A 22,156-nucleotide genomic window follows, 5' to 3' on the forward strand; every position below is an offset into this window, starting at 1 on the left:
ATCGGCATGAAGCGATTGACAAGCGGCCGGGACGCTGGCAACCTGCACGCATCCATCGAGACCGGCTGAGGGACAGGCCCGAAGAAGCCGGGGCAACCTGATGGAGGCGACCGCAAGGTCGGCTCTGTCGCGGTGCCAAGTCCTGCGGGGACCTGTGCGTCCACCGGAAGATGGTTGTGCGGCGCCCCTCGCGGGTGGATGCGCATCTGGCCGGCCAGCCCGGCAATCTTCCGATCCCCGCAAGCCTCGTTGGCCCTTGCTGCCAACCGGATTGCGCCATGGGTCTTGTCCACGCCACCGCCAGCCACCGTCCGCCGCCTGCCGCGGCGACGACGGATGCGCGCGTGCCTGGCGCCGAGGTGGCCGGGCCGCGTCGCGGCGTGCTGGAACCGACCCTGGCGCTGCGCCATGCCGGGCCGCGCCAGGTGCGCCTGGCCTGGGAGCTCAGCGGACCGGCCGGTGCGCCGGTGGTGCTGGTGGCCGGCGGCATTTCCGCGCACCGCCACATCGCGGCCAACGCCGGATTTCCCGAGGCCGGCTGGGCCAACGACCTGGTGGGCGCCGGGCGCACGCTCGATCCGGCGCGCTGGCGCATCCTGGGCTTCGACTACGTCGGCGCCGATGGCCGGCTCGACACGCCGATCGACACCGCCGACCAGGCCGACGCCGTCGCCGCCCTGCTCGATGCGCTGGGCATCGGCGCGCTGCGCGCCTTCGTCGGGTACTCGTACGGCGCCCTGGTCGGATTGCAGTTCGCGATCCGCCACCCGCAGCGGCTGGACCGGCTGGTCGCGGTCAGCGGTGCGCACCGCGCCCACCCCTACGCCGCGGCCTGGCGCGCGCTGCAGCGCAAGGCGGTCGCGCTCGGCCAGCTGCAGTGCGCCGACGTGCAGGGGCTGTCGTTGGCGCGCCAGTTCGCGATGCTCAGCTACCGCACGCCCGAAGAGTTCGAGGAGCGCTTCGACGCGCCGCCCGAAGTGGTCAACGGCCGCGTGCGCGTGGCCGCCGAGGACTACCTCGACGCCGCCGGCGCGCGCTTCGTGGCGCGCACGCCGGTCAACGCCTGGCTGCGCCTGTCCGAATCGATCGACCTGCACCGCATCGACCCCGCGCAGGTGCGCGTGCCGACCCTGGTGGTCGCGGTCGAGGGCGATCGCCTGGTGCCGCTGTCCGATTCGGTGGCGCTGGTCGAGGCGCTCGGCATTCCCGGCCAGCTGCGCGTGCTGCGCTCGCCGTATGGCCACGACGCCTTCCTGAAGGAAACCGACCGCATCGACGGCATCCTCGCCGGCGCGCTGCGCAACCCTGGAGAACCCGCATGACCGCCAGTTCCACGCCCGTTGCCAGCCACGGGGCCTGTCGTCCCGCCACCAGCGCGGTGCGCGCCGGCATCGACCGCGATACCGCGCATGGTGCGGTGACGCCGCCGATCGTGCTGTCGAGCAACTTCAGCTTCGAGAGTTTCGGCAACAAGCGCGAGTACGACTACACCCGCAGCGGCAACCCGACCCGCGACCTGCTCGGCGAAGCGCTGGCCGAACTCGAGGGCGGCGCCGGCGGCGTGGTCACCGCCACCGGCATGGGCGCGATCACCTTGGTGCTCAACGCGCTGCTGGCGCCGGGCGAGAAGCTGGTGGTGCCGCACGACGCCTACGGCGGCAGCTGGCGCCTGTTCAACGCGCTGGCGGGCAAGGGCCATTTCGAACTGATCACCGCCGACCTCACCGATCCGCGTTCGCTGGCCGCGGCGCTGGCGCAGTCGCCGAAGCTGGTGCTGATCGAAACGCCCTCCAACCCGCTGCTGCGGGTCACCGACCTGCGCTTCGTGATCGAGGCCGCGCATCGCGCGGGCGCGCTGGCGGTGGTCGACAACACCTTCCTGTCGCCGGCGCTGCAGAAGCCGATCGCGTTCGGCGCCGACGTGGTGCTGCACTCGACCACCAAGTACATCAACGGCCACAGCGACGTCGTCGGCGGCGCCGTGGTCGCCGCCACGCCCGAACTGCACGAGCGGTTCACCTGGTGGGCCAACGCCCTGGGCATCACCGGCTCGCCGTTCGACAGCTTCCTCACCCTGCGCGGGCTGCGCACGCTGGACGCGCGGCTGCGCGTGCACCAGGAGAACGCGCAGGCGATCGCCGCACAGCTCGATGCGCACCCGGCGGTGGCGAAGGTGCATTACCCGGGCCTGGCCTCGCATCCGGGGCACGCGGTGGCGGCGCGCCAGCAGAACGGCTTCGGCGCGATGCTCTCGCTCGAACTCGACGGTGGCGTCGATGCGGTGCGCGCCTTCGTCGACGGGCTGCGCCATTTCACCCTGGCCGAGTCGCTGGGCGGCGTGGAAAGCCTGGTCGCGCATCCGGCCTCGATGACGCATGCGGCGATGACCGCCGAGGCGCGCGCGGCGGCGGGGATTCCCGATGGCCTGGTGCGGCTGTCGATCGGCATCGAGGCCTGCGAGGACCTGCAGGCCGACCTGGCCGCCGCCCTCGATCGCGCGCTCGCGCAGACCCGGCCCGGCGCTGCTGGCTTGCGGGTGGACGCATGAGCACGGTGACCCCGATCCGTCCCTCGGCCCCCGCGCGCAGCGGACGCCTGGCGCTGCTGGGTACCGGCGTGGTCGGCAGCGCGGTGGTCGAGCGCTACCGCCAGCTGGTGGAGCGCGGCGTGCCGCTGCCGGCGTTCGCCTGGCTGAGCAACTCGCGGGTACAGGTGGCGGCCGGCGACTCGCCGGATGCAGCCATCGTGCAGGCGCGCTCGGCGCCGCGCAGCGCCACCCAGGTGCCGCCGTGGGCCGAGGGCGAATCGCTGGCGCGCGGCGACATCGTCATCGATGCCACCGCCAGCGACACCGTGGCCGGTTGGCATCCCGAATGGCTGCTGCGCGGGATCCACGTGGTGACCGCCAACAAGCTCGGCAACGGCGGCGACCTGGCGCGCGCGCAGGCCATCGTCGATGCGCAGCGCGAGGGCGCGCGCTACGGCGATTCGGCGACGGTCGGCGCGGGCCTGCCGCTGCTGCGCCTGATCCGCGAGCTGGTCGCGGGCGGCGACCGCATCCATGCGGTGGAGGGCGTGCTGTCGGGTTCGCTGGCCTGGCTGTTGTCGCGCTACGACGACACCCGGCCGTTCTCCGACCTGGTACGCGAGGCCCGCGACGCCGGCTATGCCGAGCCTGACCCGCGCCAGGACCTGTCGGGCGAGGACGTGCGTCGCAAGCTGCTGATCCTGGCGCGCGCCGCCGGGCTGCCGCTCGAGGCGCGCGAGATCCGGGTGTCCTCGCTGGTGCCGGACGCGCTGCGCGATGCCGCCGCCGACGCGGTCGACGCCCAGCTCGCGGCGCTGGACGCGCCGCTGCGCGAGCGCTTCCTCAATGCCTACCGCAACGACGCCCGGCTGTGCTTCGTTGGCCGCTTCGACGCCGAACGCGGTGCCAGCGTCGGCCTGCGCGCGCTGCCGCTGTCGCACCCGCTGGCCAGCGGAAGCGGCACCGACAACCGCGCGGCGATCTTCAGCGACCGCTACAGCGAGCAGCCGCTGGTGCTGCAGGGGCCGGGCGCCGGTGCGAAAGTGACTGCGGCGGCGCTGCTGGACGACGTGCTGCGGATCGCGAACGGCTGAGGGAGCGGCCGCACACTTCCCTGCGGCTGATGGCGGCGCGGGGAAGTTTCCGCGAAGGGGGGCAGGCGCGACGTGACGTGCGCCCTCGCGACCTCCCTCTCCCTCCGCTGCGAGGCGGAGAGCGAGGCACCGCGGACCTCAGCACTCGATGATGTTCACCGCCAGCCCGCCGCGGCTGGTTTCCTTGTACTTGTCCTGCATGTCGCGGCCGGTCTGGCGCATGGTGCGGATCACCTTGTCCAGGCTCACCTTGTGCTGGCCATCGCCGCGCAGGGCCATGCGGCTGGCGTTGATCGCCTTCACCGATCCCATCGCATTGCGCTCGATGCAGGGAATCTGCACCAGTCCGCCGATCGGGTCGCAGGTCAGGCCGAGGTTGTGTTCCATGCCGATCTCCGCCGCGTTCTCGATCTGGCCCGGGGTGCCGCCCAGCGCGGCGGTCAGGCCGGCGGCGGCCATCGAGCAGGCCACGCCGACCTCGCCCTGGCAGCCGACCTCGGCGCCGGAGATGCTGGCGTTCTCCTTGTAGAGGATGCCCACGGCCGCGGCGGTGAGCAGGAACTCGAACACGCCGCGTTCGCTGCTGCCGGGGCAGAAATGGTGGTAGTAGTGCAGTACCGCCGGGATGATGCCGGCCGCGCCGTTGGTGGGCGCGGTGACCACGCGGCCGCCGGCGGCGTTCTCTTCGTTGACCGCCAGCGCGTACAGGTTGACCCAGTCGAGCACGGTCAGCGGATCGCGCATCGCCGCCTCGGGACGCGCGACCAGCTCCTTGTGCAGCGCCGGCGCGCGACGGACCACGTGGAGGCCGCCGGGCAGGGTGCCTTCCTCGCGGATGCCGCGCGCCACGCAGGCCTGCATTGCCGCCCACAGCTCGCGCAGGCCCTGCGCGATCTCGGCCTCGCTGCGCCAGCTCTTCTCGTTCTCCAGCATCAGCGCGGCGATGCTCAGGCCGTGCGCCTGCGCCTGGGCGAGCAGTTCGTCGCCGCTGCGGAACGGGTAGGGCAGCGGCGTGGTGTCGGCGACGATGCGATCCTTCGCCGCCTCGTCCTGGTTGACCACGAAGCCGCCGCCGACCGAGTAGTAGTCGCGCGTGGCGATCACCGCGCCGGCCGCGTCCCAGGCGGTGAAGCGCATGCCGTTGGTATGGTGCGGCAGCTTCTGGCGCTTGTTCATCGCCAGGTCCTGCTTCTCGTCGAAGGCGATCCGGTGGGTGCCGCCCAGGACGATGCACCGCTCCCCGCGGATGCGCTCGAGCGCGGCGGGGATGATGTCCGGGTCGATCAGGTTGGGCAGGTGCCCTTCCAGTCCCATCAGCAGCGCCTTGTCGGTGCCGTGGCCGCGGCCGGTGAGGGCCAGCGAGCCGAACACCTCGGCGCGCACCCGCGCCACCTCGTGCAGCCGCCCGGGCTCGACCAGCCAGCGTTCCACGAAGCGTGCGGCCGCGCGCATCGGGCCGACCGTGTGCGAGGAGCTGGGGCCGATGCCGATCTTGTAGAGGTCGAAGGTGCTGACGGACATTCCGGCGTTCCTGGTGCGAGCGGCCATTGTATTGGTTGCTGCCGTAACGGCTGCGCTACGGTGCCGGGCGCCGGCCGGTCCGTTACGCTTCGCCGGTCCCTTCCGCCCGGCGCCCCGCATGTCCCGCTACATCCTCTACCAGCGCGACGACTGCCATCTGTGCGACCAGGCCCTCGAACTGCTGGCGCGGGCCCGCTTCGCCGAGCCGCGCAGCGTGTTCATCGACGACGATCCGGAACTGGAGGCGCGCTACGGCCAGCGCGTGCCGGTATTGCGCGACACGGCCACCGGCAGCGAACTGGACTGGCCGTTCGATCCGGCTGGCCTGCAGCAGGCCGCCGGCCGGTGAAGGCGATGGCGCTGCTGGCGGGCATGGCGTTCGCCGCGGGCGCGACCGGCGCCGACGTGCACCTGGGCAAGCCTGGCGGCGGCGAACCGTCGCGTTGGCAGGGGCTGACGGTGGGCGCGGTGCTCGATCCGGCGCAGGTGGAACGCATCATCGTGCTGCGCGCGGTGACCAGCGCCCCGCGCGAACTGGACCTGGCCAACCTGCGCCGCATGCTTGCCGACAGCGCCCACCTGCCGCTGCAGCCGCCGTCGATGGCGCCAGCGCCGCCGTGGCGGCCGCGCGACGGCATCTGGCATGCGGTCGTGCTGATGCGGTCGGGGCAGGTGTTCGACCTGGAGCTGCATGCCGACGGGGCCGGGCTGCGCGCCTGCCTCGCCGCCGAGGATGGCGCGCGCGGCTGCTTCCAACCCCCGCCCGCGGCCTGATCAGGGTGCCGGGTGCAGGTACACGCGCGTGCTGATCGCCACTTCGTCGGGAATCACGCCGGTGTCGGACCAGTCGCCGCCGCCCACGCCGAATTCCAGGCGCCTGACCGTGGCATGGCCGGAGAGCAGGGCCGGCGTGCCCGCCGTCCAGGTGAACTCCAGCGTCACCGGCCGGCTCACCCCGCGCAGGCTGAGGGTGCCCTCGGCCGCGTAGCGGTTGCCGCCGAGGGCGCGGAAGGTCTCGGCCACGTAGCGGGCGCGCGCGAACCGGGCGACGTCGAAGAAGTCGCCGCCCGACAGGGTCGAATCGCGGTCGGCGTTGCCGGTGCTGGTGCCGGCCAGTTCGATGGTGACATCGAGCCGCGAATCGCCAAGCCGCTCCGGATCGAAGCTCAGGCGGGTGTCGAAGCCGCCGAAGCGGCCGGTGAACACCTCGCCGTCGTACCTGGTGGCGAAGGCCAGCGAGGACCCGGGCGCCTGCACGTACTCGGCGGCATCCGCGGGCGCGGCCAGCATCGCCACCAGCATGGCGGTGACGGCGGCGGGCGTGGTGAGTCGGTTGGACATGATCAGGATTCCGGGCCGGGGCGGGGGCGCGTGCTGCGGCGGGGCAACATGCGCACGAGGGTGTCGTCACGCTGGAAAAGGTGGTGGTAGAACGCGGCGCCCGCATGCGCGGCCACGGCCGCGACCAGCACCCAGAACAGCAGGCCATGGGCGTCGCGGGCGAGGTCGGCCAGCCATTCGTTGGGTCCGGCCAGCTTGGGCATGTCGAACTGGCCGAAGTAGCGGAACGGGCGCAGTCCGCTGGCCGAATCGTAGAGCCAGCCCGACAGCGGCATGGCCAGCACCAGCGCGTACAGCAGCCAGTGGGTGAGGTTGGCGATGGCCGCCTGCCAGCCCGGCGTGCCGGCGACCGGCGCCGGCGCGCCCGCATACAGCCGCCATCCCAGGCGCGCGAGCATCAGCGCCAGCACGGTGATGCCCAGCGACTTGTGCGCGGTGTACACCCAGAAATACTTCGGCGTGCGCGGCAGTTCGCCCATGGTCAGGCCGACGATCGCCAGGACCAGGATCAGCAGCACGATCAGCCAGTGGAACGCCTGGCTGACGGCGCCCCAGTGTTCGCGGGAGTTGCGCAGGCTCACGGTCGGGGCTCCGGTTCGGGAATGGGGGGCGGGTCGGTCCGGTCCCGGGCCGCATCGTCCGCTTCGGCTGCCTCTGCTGCCTCTGCTGCCTCTGCTGCAGGGGCATCGGCCGGTTCGCTGCCGGCGTCCTCGCCGGCGTCGGTGCCGCGCACGCGCGTGGCCTCGGCCTCGATCCGCAGCTCGACCGTATCGCCGATCATCGAACGCCAGGCGGTGATCCCGAAGTCCGCGCGGCTGAGCGTCGCCGTCGCCGAAAAGCCGACGGTGCGCCGGAACGGCGGCAGCGGGTGGCGACGGGCGCCATTGAGCCGCACCTCCAGCGCCACCTCGCGGCTCACGCCGCGCAGCGCGAGCAGTCCATGGACGATGGCCCGCTGCGCGTCCAGCGGCTCGACGCGGGTCGAACGGAAGGTCGCGACCGGATGCGCGTCGGCATCGAGCAGGTTGCGCGCCAGCGTGGCGCGGTTCCAGTCCTCGTCGCCGAAATCCAGGCGCTGCAGCGGGATCTCCACCTCCACGCGCGCGCCGGCCCAGTCGCCGGGGCTGAAGCGCAGGATGCCGCTGCTGCCGGAAATCGTGCCCAGCGCGGTGGAGAAGCCGGCATGGTCGACCGCCACCAGCACCCGCGTATGCACCGGATCGAGGGCGTAGCGGGCCGGCTCGGCATGCACGATTCCGGCCAGGCCCAGCATCAGCCAGGCGATCGCGGACAGGCGCGGCAGGAAACGGGGCATCGGCGGCTCGCGGGGCGGACGGATCCGTGGCCTGCATTCTAGGCCGCCGCGGCGGGCGGCATCCGGGCTTGCGCCGGCAACGGAGCGTTGCGAGGATGCGGGGCCGCGTGCGCAGGCGCGCCAGGGACAGGCACGGCGAGCGGGGAGGCCGGATGCGGGCGATCGCCTTGACAGTGGTGGTGTGGTGGCTGGCGCTGGCCGGCGGCCCGGCCGCTGCCGTGGAACCGCTGTCGCCGCCGCAGCTGCCGATGCCGCGCCAGATCAGCGTCTACGAAGGGCTGCCCTCGAACCGGATCAATGCGCTTGCCGAGGATCGCCAGGGCTATCTGTGGATCGCCACCCGCGACGGCCTCGCGCGCTACGACGGCGTCGGCTACCGGATCTGGCGCGTCGGCGACGGCCTGAACGACAACCATGTCTGGATCGTGTTCGTCGACGCTCGCGACCGGGTCTGGGTGGGCACGCAGAACGGTGGCCTGGCGATGCTCGATGCGCGGCGTCGCGGTTTCGTCCATTTCGACCGCAGCACGCACCCGCAGATCGGCAGCAACGATGTCTGGTCGGTGGCGCAGACGCCCGATGGCGCGATCTGGTTCGGCACCGCCGACGGCGGCCTGCACCGGATCGACGAGGACGGCAGCATCCGCCGCTTCATGCCCGAGGCGGGCAACCCGCGCAGCCTGCCTTCGCCGGCGATCACCTGGCTGCGCGTGGACCGTCGCGGCCGGCTGTGGGTGGGCACCTACCAGGGCCTGGCGCGCTGGACCGGCGACGGCTTCGACCGCCTGCTGCAGGACGTGCAGCCCGCCCCCCCGGTCAACGCGCTGGTGCTCGACCGGGACGGCGACCTGTGGATCGGGACCACCAGCAGCGCCTGGGTCTACCGCGACGCCAGCGGCAGGATCGAGGCCGCACCCTGGCGCGACCCGGTGCTGGGCCAGCCGGTGCTGAGCATGCTGGTGCAGGACCGCCAGGGGGCGCGCTGGCTGGATACGCGCAGTGGGCTGGCGCTGGAGCGGGGAGGGCGGATCGAGGACGTGCCGCTCTACAGCAACACCAGCCGCGGCCTGGTGCGGCCGGCCTGGTCGACGGCGCTGGAGGATCGCGAAGGCGGCCTGTGGCTCGCCAGTTCCGAGGCCGGCCTCTGGCACCTGCCGGCCAACTGGCGCAACTTCACCGTGTTGCGGCGCCGGCTCGATGACCCGGCATCCTCCGGCAACGCCTTCGTCCACAGCGCCGCGCCGGCCATCGACGGCGGGTTCTGGCTGGTCGGTACCGGCGGCGTGCTCGACTGGCTGGACCCGCACACGGCCCAGGTGGAGCACCGCGCCAGCGGCGTCTGCGGCGACATGCTGCCGTACGCCGTGCGCGAGGTGCGCGATCGCAGCGTGTGGATCGGCTGCCTCGGCTCGGTGACCCGCTACGAACCGCGCAGCGGCAAGTTGCAGCGCTGGCATCACGGCGATGCGGTCGATCCGGCATCCGCGGGCGTGGTCTCGCAGATCGTCGAGGAGCCGGACGGGTCGATCTGGGTGGCATCGGCCGACGCGCTGCAGCTGCGCGCACCCGACGGCCGCGTGCTCCAGGCGATGCCGGCGGGCGGCCCCGAAGGATTCCCGGCAGGCAACGCCCTGCAGCAGGTCTCGCGCGGTCCCGATGGCGCGCTGTGGCTGGCGACCGCGCAGGGGCTGCTGATGTGGAACGCAGGCGCGCGCATGTTCGAACCGGTGCCGGGCGGGCCGGGCTGGCAGGTGTTCGCCTTCGGTTACGCCCCCGACGACACGGTCTGGGTCGGCGGCAGCGGCATGCTGGTGTCGTACCGCTGGACCGGCGCGGAACTGGTCGCCGAACGCACCGTCGATGCGCGCCATGGCCTGCCGGCGGTCGCGCCGGGCGGACTGGCGGTGGATGCGCTGGGCGTGGTGTGGATGAGCACGCCGCGCGGACTGGTGCGCTACGACGCCCAGCGCGAACGCCTGCGCGTGTACAGCGTGCTCGACGGCCTGCCCAGCCAGCAGTTCAGCGACTATCCGTTCGAGCCCTCGGCGCGCGGCCACATCGCGGTCGGCACCGCCGATGGCCTGCTGCTGTTCCATCCGCGCCACGTGCAGGTCGGCGAAGGCACGCCGACGCTGGCGATCGAGTCGGTGCGTGCGCGCCGGGGCGAGGAATTGCTGGATTTCCCCGCCGACGCGCCCATCGTCCTGCGCCACGACGACCGCGACCTGACCGTGGTCGCGCGCCTGCTCTCGTTCACCGATGCGCACGCGCACCGCTACCGCTACCGGCTCGAGGGCTACGACCCGGACTGGGTGGAGGTCGGCGCGTCGGGCGAGCGCATGTTCCCGAGCCTGCGCCACGGCACCTACGCGCTGGAAGTGCAGGCCCGCACCGCCGACGACGAATGGACGCCGGTGCAGCGCCTGGATTTCGTGGTCGACGAACCCTGGTGGCGTACCGGCCTGGCGACCGCGGTCTGGATCCTGGGCGCGCTGGCGCTGCTGGGGCTGCTGGCCAGCCAGTACCGCGCCCGGCTCAAGCGCCGCCATGCCTGGCAACTGGCCGAGCACAAGCGTGAGCTGGCCGAGCAGGCCTCGCTGGCCAAGACCCGCTTCCTGGCCACGCTGGGCCACGAAGTGCGCACGCCGATGACCGGCGTGCTGGGCATGAGCGAACTGCTGGCCGCCACCGACCTCGACGCGCGCCAGCGCGGCCACGTCGAGTCGATTCGCCGCGCCGGCGAGCACCTGCTGCGCCTGGTCAACGACGCGCTCGATCTTGCCCGCATCGAGGCCGACCGCCTGCAGCTCGACCAGCAGCCGTTCGACCTGCACGCGCTGGTGCGCGAGACCGTGGCGTTCTGCGCGCCGCAGGCGCAGCAGCGCGGACTGGCATTCGACGAGGAGATCGCCGCCGACGTGCCGCACTGGGTGCTGGGCGACGCCGGCCGCGTGCGCCAGATCCTGCTCAACCTGCTGGGCAACGCGGTCAAGTTCACCGAGCGCGGCAGCGTCGGCCTGCAGGTGCAGGCGATGCAGCCCCCGGGCGTGCGACTGACCGTGCGCGACACCGGGCCCGGACTCAACGAGGAGCAGAAGCAGCGGCTGTTCCGGCGCTTCGAGCAGGCCGAGGGCGCCCGCACCAGCGCCCGCTATGGCGGCAGCGGACTGGGCCTGGCGATCTCGCAGGAGCTGGCCGCGGCGATGGGCGGGCGCATCGACATCGACAGCGCGCCGGGCCGCGGGACCGCCTTCATCGTCGAACTGCCCCTGCAGCCCTGCGCGCCACCGTCGGCGCTGCCCGAACCGCAGGCGGTCGCCAGCGCGGGCGAACTGTCGCTGCTGCTGGTCGAGGACGACCCGACCATCGCCCGCGTGGTCAGCGGGCTGCTGGAAGCGCAGGGCCATCGCGTCGTGCACGTCGCGCACGGGCTGGCGGCGCTGTCGGAGATGCCGCTCCACGCCTTCGATGCCGCCCTGCTGGACCTCGACCTGCCGGGCATCGATGGCCTGACCCTGGCCCGGCTGATGCGCGCAAACGGCTTCGGCGCGCCGCTGATCGCGGTCACCGCGCGCGCCGATGGCGAAGCGGAAGCCGCGACGGCCGACGCCGGCTTCGATGCCTTCCTGCGCAAGCCGGTGACCGGCGCGATGCTCGCCGCCGTGCTGGCCGAGACGGTCCGGCGCTGACCGCGGGCCTGCGCGGCGGGGCGTTTTCCTACGCCATCCGCCGCGCCTGCCCGATGTCGCCGATGGCACCGGGCCGGCGAGACTCGGGTCCGTCATCGCTCCGGACTTCCGCCATGCCGGTCCGCCTCGCCGTGCTGCTGTCGCTCCTGCTGGCCCTGTGCGCCGTTCCCGGCCGCGCGCAGCCGCCGTCGCTCATGCTCGCCCGGGATTACCAGGCCGGCGTCGCGGTCGGCGACTACTGGGTCAGCGAGAAGTTCGACGGGGTGCGCGGACGCTGGGACGGGCGCGCGCTGTGGACGCGCGGCGGCGGACGGATCGCGGCGCCGGACTGGTTCGTCGCGAACTGGCCGCCGGTGCCGATGGACGGCGAACTGTGGATCGGGCGCGGCCGGTTCGACGAGGTGAGCGCGCTGGTGCGCGCGCAGCGTCCGGACGACGCGGCGTGGCGACGGGTGCGCTTCATGGTGTTCGACCTGCCCGCACACCCCGGCGGCTTCGACCAGCGGCTGCAGCGCCTGCGCGTCCTGCTCGCGGGCGCGGGCGTGGCCTGGCTGCGGCCCGTCCCGCAACAGCGTTTCGCCGATGCCGCGGCGCTCGAGGCGCGGCTGCAGGCGGTGGTCTCGGCCGGTGGCGAAGGCCTGATGCTGCATCACCGGCACGCGCTGTACCGGGCCGGCCGCAGCGACGGGCTGCTCAAGCTCAAGCCCTGGCAGGATGCGGAGGCCCGCGTGGTCGGCCACACCGCCGGCCGCGGCAAGTACGCGGGCATGCTCGGTGCGCTGGTGGTGGAGCGGCCGGACGGATTGCGCTTCCGCCTGGGCAGCGGCTTGTCCGATGCGCAGCGCGCGTCGCCGCCCGCGGTGGGCAGCCACGTGACCTATCGCTACAACGGCCTCACCGGCAAGGGCGTCCCGCGCTTCGCGCGGTTCCTGCGCGTGCGCCACGAACTGCCGCCGCCCGATCCCGAGTAGGAATCCGGGCACGCGCCCGCCGCGAGGCGGGACGCGACGCCGTCGCTCAACGCGCGCTGTAGGCGTGCACTTCGTCGACCAGCGCCGCGACGTGGTCGGGGTTCATGTCCGGCGACATGCCGTGGCCGAGGTTGAACACGTGGCCGTCGCGCGAGCCGCCATTGCCGTCGCGCCAGCTGTCCAGCGCCCGCCGCACCTCGCGGCGGACCGCGTCGGGCGAACCGTACAGCGTGGTCGGGTCGAGGTTGCCCTGCACGGCGACCTTGCCGCCGGTCCGGCGCGCGGCCTCGCCAAGTTCCACCAGCCAGTCCACGCCCACGCCCTCGGCACCGCTGGCGGCCAGGTCTTCCAGGTAGGCGGCGTTGCCCTTGCCGAACAGGATCAGCGGTGCGCGCGCCTCGCCGTCGCCGCGCTCGAGCTCGCGCGCGATGCGCTGCAGGTAGGGCAGCGAGAACTCGCGGTACATCGCCGGCGACAGGACGCCGCCCCAGGTGTCGAACACCTGCAGCGCCTGCGCGCCGGCCGCGCGCTGCGCGGCCAGGTAGGCGATCACCGCGTCGGTGTTGACCGACAGCAGGGCATGCAGCGCCTGCGGGTCGTTGAGTGCCATCGCCTTGATCCGCGCGAAGTCCTTGCTGCCGCCGCCCTCGACCATGTAGCAGGCCAGCGTCCAGGGGCTGCCGGAGAAGCCGATCAGCGGCACCGCGCCGTCGAGTTCGCGCCGGATCACCCGCACCGCGTCCATCACGTAGCGCAGTCCGGTTTCCATGTCCGGCACGCCGAGCTTCGCCACGTCGGCGGCGCTGCGCACCGGGCGCTCGAACTTGGGGCCTTCGCCCTCGACGAAATACAGGCCCAGGCCCATCGCATCGGGAATGGTGAGGATGTCGGAAAACAGGATCGCCGCGTCCAGCGGGAAGCGGCGCAGCGGCTGCAGCGTGACCTCGCAGGCGATGTCCGGGTTCTTGGCCATGGCCAGGAAGCTGCCGGCCTGGCGGCGCGTCTCGCGGTACTCGGGCAGGTAGCGCCCGGCCTGGCGCATCAGCCAGACGGGAGTGTGGTCCACGGGCTCGCGGCGCAGGGCGCGCAGGAATCGGGCGTTCTTCAGGGGGCTGGTCATGGCGTTTCCGTGTCCGGCGATCGATCCGGACCTGTGATGGGGGGAGGGGCCGCGCAGCGCGACCGGGATCCGCCGGGCATGGACGGATCCTGCATGTCGTCGGGATAGGCGGGGGATGAGGCTTGTTGTCGCCGCCGCCGGTACGCCGCAGCCGTCACCTGGGCGCACCCGCGCCTTCGGCGTACATCAGCTGGAATCCGCGCTTGAGCTGCACGTCGCGCGCGTGTTCGAGCGCGGCCAGGGCGCTGGCGTGGTCCAGGTACTGCTCGCGCCGCAGGGTGCTGCGGCCGCCGGTCTGGCCGGTTTCGCGCAGCAGCGTCCACGCCCCCAGCAGGTCCTGCTGCAAGGTCAGCTGGACGAAGCGCGGGGCTTCGCGGCCATCGGGGCGTTGTTGCAGGAGCAGGCGCATGGGGCGGGCATTGTACGTCGCGCGGTGGCACGGGCCGGCCGCGGGCCGGGTCTCAGGCCCGCAGCACGTCCCGCACCACGTCCTCGGGCACGTCGGCCTCGACCCGGGCGCGGCCGGCGGCCTCCCAGACGATGAAGCGCAGGCCGCCGGCCTGGGCCTTCTTGTCCAGGCGCATGTGGCCCAGCAGGGCTCCCGTGTCCAGGCCAGCGGGCGGATCGACCGGCAGGCCGAAGCGCTGCAGCAGGCCACGCAGGCGCGCGGTGTCGGCTGCGCCGGCCAGGCCCAGGCGTTCGGACAGGCGCGCGGCCTGGACCATCCCCACGGCCACCGCCTCGCCGTGGATCAGCCCGCCATACCCCTGTTCGGTCTCGATCGCATGGCCGAAGGTGTGGCCGAAGTTGAGCAGGGCGCGCTCGCCGTGCTCGAACGGATCGCGCTCGACGATCGCGGCCTTGTGCGCGCAGCTGCGCGCGATCGCCTCGGCCAGCGCGCCGTCGTCCATCGCCAGCAGCGCCGCGGCATTGGCGTCGAGCCAGTCGAGGAAGGCGGCATCGATGATGGCCCCGTACTTCACCACCTCGGCCAGGCCGGCGCGCAGTTCGCGCGCGGGCAGGGTGCGCAGGGTGGCGGTGTCGGCCAGCACCGCGCGCGGTGGATGGAAGGCGCCGACCAGGTTCTTGCCCTGCGGCAGGTCGACCGCGGTCTTGCCGCCCACCGAGGAGTCGACCATCGCCAGCAGGGTGGTCGGCAGCTGCACGCAGTCGACGCCGCGCATCCAGGCCGCCGCGGCGAAGCCGGCCAAGTCGCCGACCACGCCGCCGCCCAGGGCGTACACGGTGGCGTCGCGGCGCGCGCCGGCGCGGGCGATCGCGTCGATGGCCTCGCCGAAGCGCGCCAGCGTCTTGGAGGCCTCGCCGGCCGGCAGCGTCCAGTGTCCGACCCGCAGGCCCGGGCGCGCCGACCGTAGCGCGTCGAGCACGCGCTGCAGGTAGAGCGGGGCGACCGCGTCGTCGCTGACCACGAAGGCGTCGCCGCCGCGCAGGGTGGCGGCGAGCAGGGCGCCGTCGTCGAGCAGGCCGGGGCCGATGGTGATGGTGTAGGCGCGGTCGCCGCCGACGGCGACCTCGCGACGTGGCTGGGTCATGCGCTGGCGGTGTCCTTCAGCTGCGGATCCGGGCCGCGATGCCAGCGCGCCTGCAGCAGGCGCGCCAGCTGCACGGCCGCCTGCGGCGGGAACCAGGGGTCGGTGTCGAAACGCAGGTCGGCGATCTCCTCGTACAGCGGTGCGCGCTGCGCGGACAGGCGCTGCAGCACCTGCTCGCGGTCGTCCCCGGCGATCAGCGGGCGGCTGCGGTCGCGGGCCAGGCGGTCGAGCTGGCGCGCCAGACTGACCTGCAGGTACACCACGAAGGCGCGCTCGCGCATGCGCTGGCGGCTGCCGGCATCGAGCACCGCGCCGCCACCGGTGGCGATCACCTGGCCCTCGTCCAGCAGAAGGTGCGCCAGCGTCGCCGATTCGCGCGCGCGGAAGCCGGCCTCGCCCTCGCATTCGAAGATGGTGGGGATGGTGGTGCCCGTCCGCGTCTCGATCTCGCGGTCGGCATCCACGAACGCCAGGCCGAAGCGCCCGGCCAGGCGCCTGCCGATCGAGGATTTGCCGGCGCCCATCGGACCGACCAGCAAGAGGTTGGGGGCGGGATTCATGGTCCGGATCGTAGCAGGCGCCGGTCGCCGCCGACCGCGCCGGAGCAGTCGCCCATGGGTCCGGGATGAACCTCCGGATCGCATGAAACAACTTGTCTCACATGCAACTTCATCGTCCCGTGATGCGGGGACACGTCGTCGCTTGCGCGATCGCGGCTGAAGCCGCGCCGCGGCGTGCGGACAAGGGCATAGGCGTTGCCTTAACACCGGTCGTCGCATCCTGTCGCCACCGTGGCACTGTCGCCGCAATGCAAGGGAGCCACGCCATGGCGGTCGCCAAGATCATCGAAATCAATTCGTCGTCGAAGACCAGCGTCGAGGATGCGGTGCGTTCGGGCCTGAAGAAGTCCGCCGAAACCGTCAAGAACATCCAGGGCGCCTGGCTCAACGAAACCAAGGTCGTCACCGACCCGGACGGCAACATCGTCGAGTGGCGCGTGAACATGCGGGTGACGTTCGTGGTGGAGTGACGCGGTCAATCGCCGCCGGCTGGATCTCCTTCGGCCAGCAGTGCCTGCAGGCCCGCGATTTCATCGGCGTCCTCGCTGCCGAGTGCGACCAATTCAGGCACCGCGTCCGCGAGCAGGCGGCGGCCGTTCCCAATGTCGCCTGAATGCATCAGGATCCGGCCCCGAAGCGCGTTCAGGCGGTGTTCCCAGCCCGGTCTGGAGTCGCCGGCGGTGAGCGCGGCGATATCAAGACCGTCCAGCATGTCCAATGCCTGGGCGAAGTGGCCGTCGTCGACCAGCATCGTCACCAGCGAATAGCGGAAGCTGTGCGCGGCGACGTTGTCCTCGCCGTAGTGCTCACGCAGGCCGCGTTCGGCCTGGCGGATGTAGTCGAGCCCGGCCTCGCGGTCGCCACAGTCGCGTTCCTTGAAGCCGAGGTTTCCGGTTTCAACCAGCGTCGATTGCAGGTGCTCGCCGTAACGCGCGGCCATGCGTTCGCGCACCATGCGTGCGATCGGCAGCGCCAGCGTGCAGTCGCCTGCGGCATCGTGGATGCTGGCGACAGTAGACATCTGGATCAGCGTGGAATAGTGATCCTCGCCGAGGGTGCGTTCCGAAGTGGCCGCTGCGGCCATCGCCAGAGGCAAAGCCTCGTCGTAACGGCCAAGGTTGCGCAGCGCTCGCGCCAGCATGATCTGATGGCCGGCGACCCGGTTCTCGCCGATGCGCCCGGCATCGAACAGCGGGTCTTCGAGCATCGCGCGAAGCAGCGCGATGCCTTCCTCCGGCTGCCCCTGCCGGATCGTGCTGTCGGCAAGGTTCTCCCGGATCGTGGCGGCGGTCGATGCGGCGTCCGGCGCGACGACGCGTTGCAGTTCGTCGGCGCGACGGAAGGCTTGCAGCGCCGGTTCGATTTGCAGCTTCTGGAAATGGAAGACGCCACGCGCGTAGGCCGCCTCCAGTGCGATTTCGTTCTCGCCCTGCAGTCGCGTTCCGGCGGCGGTGTCAGTGTCGTCCAGCAGTTCCAGTGCTTCGGCAAACTGGTCGGCTGCGTTGGCGTAGGCCAGGCTGCGCACCAGCAAGTAGCGGGTCTTGAGAGTGATGTCGTCCGTGGCGCCGAAGGCGTCGGTGTGGTTGCGCGTGGCCTCGCGCAGGTGGTGGACGCCACGGTCGCGCTCGCCGAGCGCCTGCCAAGCCTGGCCGAGCACCGAGTGCACGCCGCCGCGCGTGGCGGGATCGTCGGCGAAGCGCGCGCCGATCCGGCTGGACGCACGTTCCAGCACGTCGTGCATGCGCGGATCCGGCGCGAAACCAGACGGCCCGGGCACGGCCATGCCAAGCAGGTCGTCGGCGAGGAAGCGCGTTACCGCCTCGGCGCGCGCAGCCTGCATCGCGGCAGCTTCGCGCTCCCGCTCGCTGCGGTACCAGAACAGACTGCTGGCCAGCAGGCCGATGCCGAGCACGGCAATCGTGGCGGCGATCCACGGCCGCCGCGTGCGGGTGCGTTCCAGCGCCTGGCGCATGGCGACGGCCGCGCGTTCATCCGTCTCGAGGCGGATACGTTCGGCGCGACGCTCGGGCAGGTGCCGCAGGCGCCCGGCCAGTTCAGCGGCGTCGGCGATGCGCCGTGCCGGGTCGCTGTCGGTGGCCTGGGCGATGTCCTCGCGCAGCAGCGGGTCGTCGATCTCGCGCTCCCAGCCCGGCGCCATCGGCCGGCGCAGGTCGCCGACCAGCCATTGGTAGAGGATCACGCCCAGGGCATAGACGTCGCTGCGCACCGTCGGCGGCTGCCCGGCGACCAGTTCCGGGGCCAGGTACAGGGGAGTGCCGGAAGAGCCGGAAGCATCGTCGACGGTCATGCCCAGGCGGGTGATGCCCAGTTCCTCCAGCCGCTCGGGCTGCAGCAGGCGGCTGCTGCCGAAGTCGGTGAGCCGCGGCCGCCAGCCGTCGCCCTGCGGCGCGACCAGGACGTTGGCCGGCTTCAGGTCCTTGTGCAGCACGCCGACGCTGAGCGCGGCGGCGGCCGCGTCGGCGATCCCGATGAAGAAGGCGATGCGCGCGTCGCGGTCCATCGCCGCCAGCCGATCATTCTCCGCGGCCCATTCCGGCAGCGCCTGGCCGCCGTACTCGCATTCGAGGAAGAACGGTTGGGTCTCGAAGTTCCAGTCGATCACGCGCACGAAATCGTCGCGCTCGCCCAGGGTGTCGCGCAGCACCCGCATCAGCGTGGCTTCGCGCTTGATCGCGGCGAGGTGCTCGCCGGCGAGGCTGAACTTGAACACGCGCGCCTCGCGGCTGCGCGGCTGGCGCGCCAGCCACACCTCGCTGCCCAGGGTCCGCCCCAGCGCGCGCTCGAGTACGAAGTGCGGGCGTCCGGGCACGGGCTGGCCGGCCTCGAACTCCAGTTCGCCGGCCAGGCGCTCACCGACGGCGATCCGCTCGACCGGCCCGTCGAAGCGGTAACCCACACGCGGCACGGTGACGATGCGGGTCTCGCCGCCGGCGTCAAGCACCTTGCGCAGCTTGCCCACCGCCGTCGCCAGCACGTGGTCGACGGTGACCCGCCCCGCCCAGACGGTCTCGAACAGCTCGTCCTTGGTCACCACCTCGCCGGCGTGCTGCAGCAGCAGGGCCAGGACCTGCAGCGGCCGCTGCTCGACGTCCACCGGCAGGCCGGAGACCCGCAGCTCGAAGCGGGCCTCGTCGAACTCGATGCTGCCGAAGCGCCAGCGGTAGAGATGGGGGCGAGGCGTGGGCGCGGACATGTGCCGATCATAGCCGGTGCGCCAAGCGATTGATTGTCCTGGCGTATCGACGGGCTTGAAGGTTCCTTGAAGGTGCCGTGAGGACAACGCCGGTCCTGCTCCCGAAGCATTGCGCCGTCGCCGCTCCCGGCGGTCGGGCAAGTGCGCCGATGAAGCACGCGTGGTCGAGGCCGACCACACCGATCGCCACCATGCCCACCAGGAAATCGATGCCATGAATCTTCCGTTGCGAGCCCTCGTCCAGTGCTCTGCCCTGTCACTCCTGGCATTGGCATGCGCCAGTGCGCTGGCCCAGCGCGCCGCCGTGCCCGTATCGCCTGCCGGTGCCGCTACCGGCTACGCCGACTATCTGCCCGGTTGCAAGCAGCGACTCGGCGTCGGCTATCCGGATGCGGAACGCCGGTGCAAGGCGCAGTGGGAGAAGGTCCAGGCTGCAATGCCGCTGGCGGAAGCCATCCACCAGGCGCTTGGGCTGGCGACAAAGGGCGTGTCCGATGCGGCCTTGCCGCAGTCATTGACCAGCGTGTCGTGGCGGGGGCCTGCCAGGGTGGGTGCGCCGCGCGAGGGCGGGATCGGTGATCTGGAGGTGCAGTTGCCCGGACTCGACGATGAAGGTCGGCCGCAACCGCGGCTTCTGGTGTTCCAGAAATGGGCTGAACCGGACGGAGAGGTTCCTTTGGGCGTGGCATTGCCGGAAGCGCTGCATGCGCGAGGTGATGCGCTGGAGCAGATCGGCTGCTGGGGTGGCGGCGGCTCCGGCGTGGAGGTGTTTCGCCTGACAGGAAGCGGCAGCGGAGGTCGCGCCTTCGCGTTGCAGATCAACAGCAACTTCGGCCGTGCAGGCAACGACACCACCATCAGTGTGGCACTGGATGGGCACATTCCCACCCGCCAGCAGTTGCAGGCCGAGTACGAGTACTACAACGCCTGTGATTGAGCCGGCCCGATGCGCCGCACCCTTCTTCCCTGAAGGGGGGGCTTGACCTGCGGCGCCATCGGCAGGGCTTGAATCGGAGGTGAGCATGGCCGAATCACAACCGCGTCGCCAAACGATTGATTGTCCTGGCGGATCGACACGCTTGAAGGTTTCTTGAAGGCAACGTGAGGACGGCGCCGACGCCGGTTCGCAAGCATGGCGCCGTCGCCAGTCCGGGCGGCTCGACCAGGGCAGGGCATGGACAGGATGGGAGGGGTGAAGGTGAGGGGATTGGTGATGTGGCTTTTGCTGATGGTGCTGACGGGGTGCGGCTTCGAACCTTCCGGTGAGTACGTCGGGGCCTCGGACGCGGAGATGGCGGTGCTGGTGTTCAACGCGGAGGACAAAAGGGTTCTGATGGTGGGCCACCAGACCAACCAGCATGGCGTCAGGATCCTGCGCAACGAGGAAGGGGTGTCGTTTCGTGCGGATGGAAGGCCGGTGTCGATGGGTGACCTGCTGTTCGGGAAACAGGTCAGGAAGGCCGGCGGATATCACGTGAGGAAAGGAGACGTGGTGATCACCGCGACGCTGGATCAGTACACGCTGCGCAAGAAATTCGGCGGTTGCCTGGAGGGCGTCACCGGGCTCAAAGGCGTGTACTGCAGACAATGACGGGGCCGGTCCAGGCGCTTCCCTGGTCCGCATGGACGCGCGGCAAGCCAGGCGGCTTCAGGTGGAAGCCGCCAGTCGCGGGAGGCGCGATCCGCGCTGTTCACCGGGCACGAAGGACATGCCGCTCGCCATGGCCGAACGACAACCAAAGGGGATTGCACAATGATCGATGAAGGAAAGTCCTCTGCCCGCATGTCGGCGATCCACAGGATTTCCGGCCTGGCATTGCTCGTCCTGAGCGGATACATGCTTGTCTACGGAGGATGGAAATTCCTGGCCTTCACGTTCGCAGGCTTCTCGCACGCCGGAGCCGGCGTCGCCTTCGCCCTGCAGCTATTCCCGATGCTCTGGCTGGGCATGTTCGGCGTCTGGGGGTGTGTCCGGCCAGCCCCGGGGCGGCACCGGTGACACAGGGCGCTGACCCTGCAGATCCCGGCCTGTCCACCATGGCCATTGCTGCCGTGGGGGCGCAGGTGGACTCATGCGCAACTGCTACGTGTCGTCTGACATGTCCTCAATCGCCGGTGAGATCGACGAGTTCGGTCAACAGGACGGATACCGCTTCCGCTCGCAGGGCGTGCACGCCTTCGTCCTGGACGGCGCCGGTTCCATGGCGGCAGCGGTGGCTGACGCCGTCGGCGGCGCAGGTGCAAGCGCCGTCCCCATTTTCGCTGATTGTCCACAGGAGAGAACCATGAACCTGAATTGTCCGAAATGCGGTGGCGAAGACACTCGCAAACTCACCTTGGTGATGGATCAGGGTGGGGCAGCGGAGAAGGGCGCACGACTTGGCATGGCCTACGGCTACAACTTCATGCTGCCGATGTTCACCATCATCTTCGCCGTCATGTTCGGGATCGTCTTCGCCATGATGAACGGTTACCTCGGCCTCATTGTGTTCGCCGGCATCCTCTACGGCGGATTCATGCTCAGGAAAATGTTCAAGAACAAGGTCAGGTCCAAGTATGCGGATCTGCCGGCCGAAATGCGGCAGAACGGCTTTCAGTGCAATCGCTGCGAGCACCAGTTCATTCCCGGCTGACTCATCCTGAAAAATGGCGGCGGAGCAAATCGGGCGCTGCCGTCCGTGCGCGCCGCGAGCCGAAGCCGAGGTCATGCCCCATCCGCACCGGAGAACACGCTTGAAGACCATGACCGCGATTGCGCCGCTGGTGCTGTCCGGGTTGCTCGGCTGCCAACCCGGTTCTGCCGGCGCCGCAGCGGAAGTGGCCGCCTCGGCCGGCGAAGCGCCGGCGGCGGAGGCGCGCGTGGTGGACAGGCTGCCGTTGCAGCCCGGCTACTACGTCAGCACCGATACGCCCTGTGCAAAGGCGTCCAACGCCAGCCTGCACGTAATGAGGGAAGACGGTAGCGGCTACGGCGGCTACACCACGCCGCCGTACTTCTGCCGGTTCGTGCGGATCGAGCAGACCGGCCCGTCCAGCTACCGGGTGACGGAAACCTGCGAGAGCGCCTATGGTGACGATGAGGAGGCCCCCGTCAGCGTCTCCAGCTACGAGATATCGAGCCGGACCAGCTACCGCGCGAAGAACGGGGACGGCTGGGAGAGCAGTTCCCGCCGCTGTCCCCGCCGGGAACTGCCGGCGCTGTGGCGCGAAAGCGACATCGGCGATTTCGTCGATTGACCTTCCACTCGCCT

At 71.3% G+C, this 22,156-nt stretch carries 22 protein-coding genes and 1 riboswitch; of the genes, 13 read left to right on the forward strand and 9 right to left on the reverse strand.

The genetic code is table 11. The annotated features are described in order from the left end of the window. The first annotated feature begins 49 nt into the window (after positions 1–49). A riboswitch (SAM riboswitch) is annotated at positions 50–177 on the forward strand. A 101-nt stretch (positions 178–278) separates the two neighbouring features. The 3 genes from Q0863_RS01345 to Q0863_RS01355 are packed head-to-tail and all read left to right on the forward strand — an operon-like array spanning position 279 to position 3,621. Next, entirely contained in the window at positions 279–1,322 is a 1,044-nt protein-coding gene (locus Q0863_RS01345) for a homoserine O-succinyltransferase (protein WP_298573759.1), read from the forward strand. After that, positions 1,319–2,548: an O-succinylhomoserine (thiol)-lyase gene (locus Q0863_RS01350; protein WP_298573760.1), complete on the forward strand. Its 1,230-nt coding sequence runs from the start codon at positions 1,319–1,321 to the stop codon at positions 2,546–2,548. The genes Q0863_RS01345 and Q0863_RS01350 overlap by 4 nt, the downstream gene beginning before the upstream one ends. Continuing rightward, complete coding sequence (locus Q0863_RS01355) at positions 2,545–3,621, forward strand: homoserine dehydrogenase (RefSeq protein WP_298573761.1); 1,077 nt, start codon at positions 2,545–2,547, stop codon at positions 3,619–3,621. Before Q0863_RS01350 ends, Q0863_RS01355 begins: the two co-directional genes overlap by 4 nt. A gap of 138 nt (positions 3,622–3,759) precedes the next feature. On the opposite strand, the gene Q0863_RS01360 is transcribed toward Q0863_RS01355, so the two are convergent. Beyond that, on the reverse strand, positions 3,760–5,142 hold the full coding sequence (locus tag Q0863_RS01360) for an L-serine ammonia-lyase (protein WP_298573762.1): 1,383 nt from the start codon (positions 5,140–5,142) through the stop codon (positions 3,760–3,762). Positions 5,143–5,260: 118 nt separating this feature from the next. Here Q0863_RS01360 and Q0863_RS01365 point away from each other — a divergent pair, with 118 nt between their 5' ends. Together Q0863_RS01365 and Q0863_RS01370 are read left to right on the forward strand one after the other, a co-directional pair. Continuing rightward, complete coding sequence (locus Q0863_RS01365) at positions 5,261–5,491, forward strand: glutaredoxin family protein (RefSeq protein ID WP_298573763.1); 231 nt, start codon at positions 5,261–5,263, stop codon at positions 5,489–5,491. 5 nt (positions 5,492–5,496) lie between these two features. Continuing rightward, complete coding sequence (locus Q0863_RS01370) at positions 5,497–5,916, forward strand: hypothetical protein (RefSeq protein WP_298573764.1); 420 nt, start codon at positions 5,497–5,499, stop codon at positions 5,914–5,916. Here the strand turns inward: Q0863_RS01370 and Q0863_RS01375 are convergent, their stop codons facing one another. Genes Q0863_RS01375 through Q0863_RS01385 form a run of 3 tightly spaced genes read right to left on the reverse strand, consistent with a single transcriptional unit; the run spans position 5,917 to position 7,756 of the window. Beyond that, positions 5,917–6,483 (reverse strand): YceI family protein, encoded by a 567-nt coding sequence (locus Q0863_RS01375; RefSeq protein WP_298573765.1) that lies wholly within the window; start codon positions 6,481–6,483, stop codon positions 5,917–5,919. It lies immediately after the preceding gene. A gap of 2 nt (positions 6,484–6,485) precedes the next feature. After that, a complete protein-coding gene (locus tag Q0863_RS01380) occupies positions 6,486–7,064 on the reverse strand; it encodes a cytochrome b (RefSeq protein WP_298573766.1) in 579 nt (192 codons plus the stop codon). Then, positions 7,061–7,756, reverse strand: a complete 696-nt coding sequence (locus Q0863_RS01385) for a YceI family protein (RefSeq protein ID WP_298575819.1) — start codon at positions 7,754–7,756, stop codon at positions 7,061–7,063. The genes Q0863_RS01380 and Q0863_RS01385 overlap by 4 nt, the downstream gene beginning before the upstream one ends. Before the next feature lie 194 nt (positions 7,757–7,950). Between Q0863_RS01385 and Q0863_RS01390 the strand changes: the two genes are divergently transcribed. Next, entirely contained in the window at positions 7,951–11,487 is a 3,537-nt protein-coding gene (locus Q0863_RS01390) for a two-component regulator propeller domain-containing protein (RefSeq protein WP_298573767.1), read from the forward strand. Between the two features lie 113 nt (positions 11,488–11,600). Further along, positions 11,601–12,458, forward strand: a complete 858-nt coding sequence (locus Q0863_RS01395; protein WP_298573768.1) for a DNA ligase — start codon at positions 11,601–11,603, stop codon at positions 12,456–12,458. 46 nt (positions 12,459–12,504) lie between these two features. Here Q0863_RS01395 and hemE read toward each other — a convergent pair whose 3' ends face one another. From hemE to Q0863_RS01415, 4 genes are all read right to left on the reverse strand, one after another. Then, positions 12,505–13,578, reverse strand: coding sequence for a uroporphyrinogen decarboxylase (gene hemE, locus Q0863_RS01400; protein WP_298573769.1), 1,074 nt, complete (start codon positions 13,576–13,578; stop codon positions 12,505–12,507). Between the two features lie 154 nt (positions 13,579–13,732). Next, entirely contained in the window at positions 13,733–13,987 is a 255-nt protein-coding gene (locus Q0863_RS01405) for a WGR domain-containing protein (protein ID WP_298573770.1), read from the reverse strand. A 52-nt stretch (positions 13,988–14,039) separates the two neighbouring features. Further along, positions 14,040–15,131 (reverse strand): 3-dehydroquinate synthase, encoded by a 1,092-nt coding sequence (aroB, locus tag Q0863_RS01410; protein WP_298573771.1) that lies wholly within the window; start codon positions 15,129–15,131, stop codon positions 14,040–14,042. Continuing rightward, positions 15,128–15,691, reverse strand: a complete 564-nt coding sequence (locus tag Q0863_RS01415; protein WP_298573772.1) for a shikimate kinase — start codon at positions 15,689–15,691, stop codon at positions 15,128–15,130. The genes aroB and Q0863_RS01415 overlap by 4 nt, the downstream gene beginning before the upstream one ends. 266 nt (positions 15,692–15,957) lie before the next feature. On the opposite strand from Q0863_RS01415, the gene Q0863_RS01420 reads away from it, so the two are divergent. Beyond that, positions 15,958–16,161, forward strand: a complete 204-nt coding sequence (locus tag Q0863_RS01420; protein ID WP_146386688.1) for a dodecin family protein — start codon at positions 15,958–15,960, stop codon at positions 16,159–16,161. 5 nt (positions 16,162–16,166) lie between these two features. Here the strand turns inward: Q0863_RS01420 and Q0863_RS01425 are convergent, their stop codons facing one another. Further along, entirely contained in the window at positions 16,167–18,905 is a 2,739-nt protein-coding gene (locus tag Q0863_RS01425; RefSeq protein ID WP_298573773.1) for a winged helix-turn-helix domain-containing protein, read from the reverse strand. A gap of 160 nt (positions 18,906–19,065) precedes the next feature. Here Q0863_RS01425 and Q0863_RS01430 point away from each other — a divergent pair, with 160 nt between their 5' ends. From Q0863_RS01430 to Q0863_RS01450, 5 genes are all read left to right on the forward strand, one after another. Continuing rightward, complete coding sequence (locus Q0863_RS01430) at positions 19,066–19,842, forward strand: hypothetical protein (RefSeq protein ID WP_298573774.1); 777 nt, start codon at positions 19,066–19,068, stop codon at positions 19,840–19,842. 276 nt (positions 19,843–20,118) lie between these two features. Then, positions 20,119–20,496, forward strand: coding sequence for a hypothetical protein (locus Q0863_RS01435; protein WP_298573775.1), 378 nt, complete (start codon positions 20,119–20,121; stop codon positions 20,494–20,496). A gap of 162 nt (positions 20,497–20,658) precedes the next feature. Beyond that, complete coding sequence (locus Q0863_RS01440; RefSeq protein WP_298573777.1) at positions 20,659–20,904, forward strand: hypothetical protein; 246 nt, start codon at positions 20,659–20,661, stop codon at positions 20,902–20,904. 73 nt (positions 20,905–20,977) lie between these two features. Continuing rightward, complete coding sequence (locus Q0863_RS01445) at positions 20,978–21,538, forward strand: hypothetical protein (protein WP_298573779.1); 561 nt, start codon at positions 20,978–20,980, stop codon at positions 21,536–21,538. 100 nt (positions 21,539–21,638) lie between these two features. Continuing rightward, positions 21,639–22,142, forward strand: coding sequence for a hypothetical protein (locus Q0863_RS01450; protein WP_298573781.1), 504 nt, complete (start codon positions 21,639–21,641; stop codon positions 22,140–22,142). The last annotated feature ends 14 nt before the right edge of the window (positions 22,143–22,156 follow it).

Source organism: uncultured Luteimonas sp., from assembly GCF_947492465.1.
GTDB lineage: Bacteria > Pseudomonadota > Gammaproteobacteria > Xanthomonadales > Xanthomonadaceae > Luteimonas.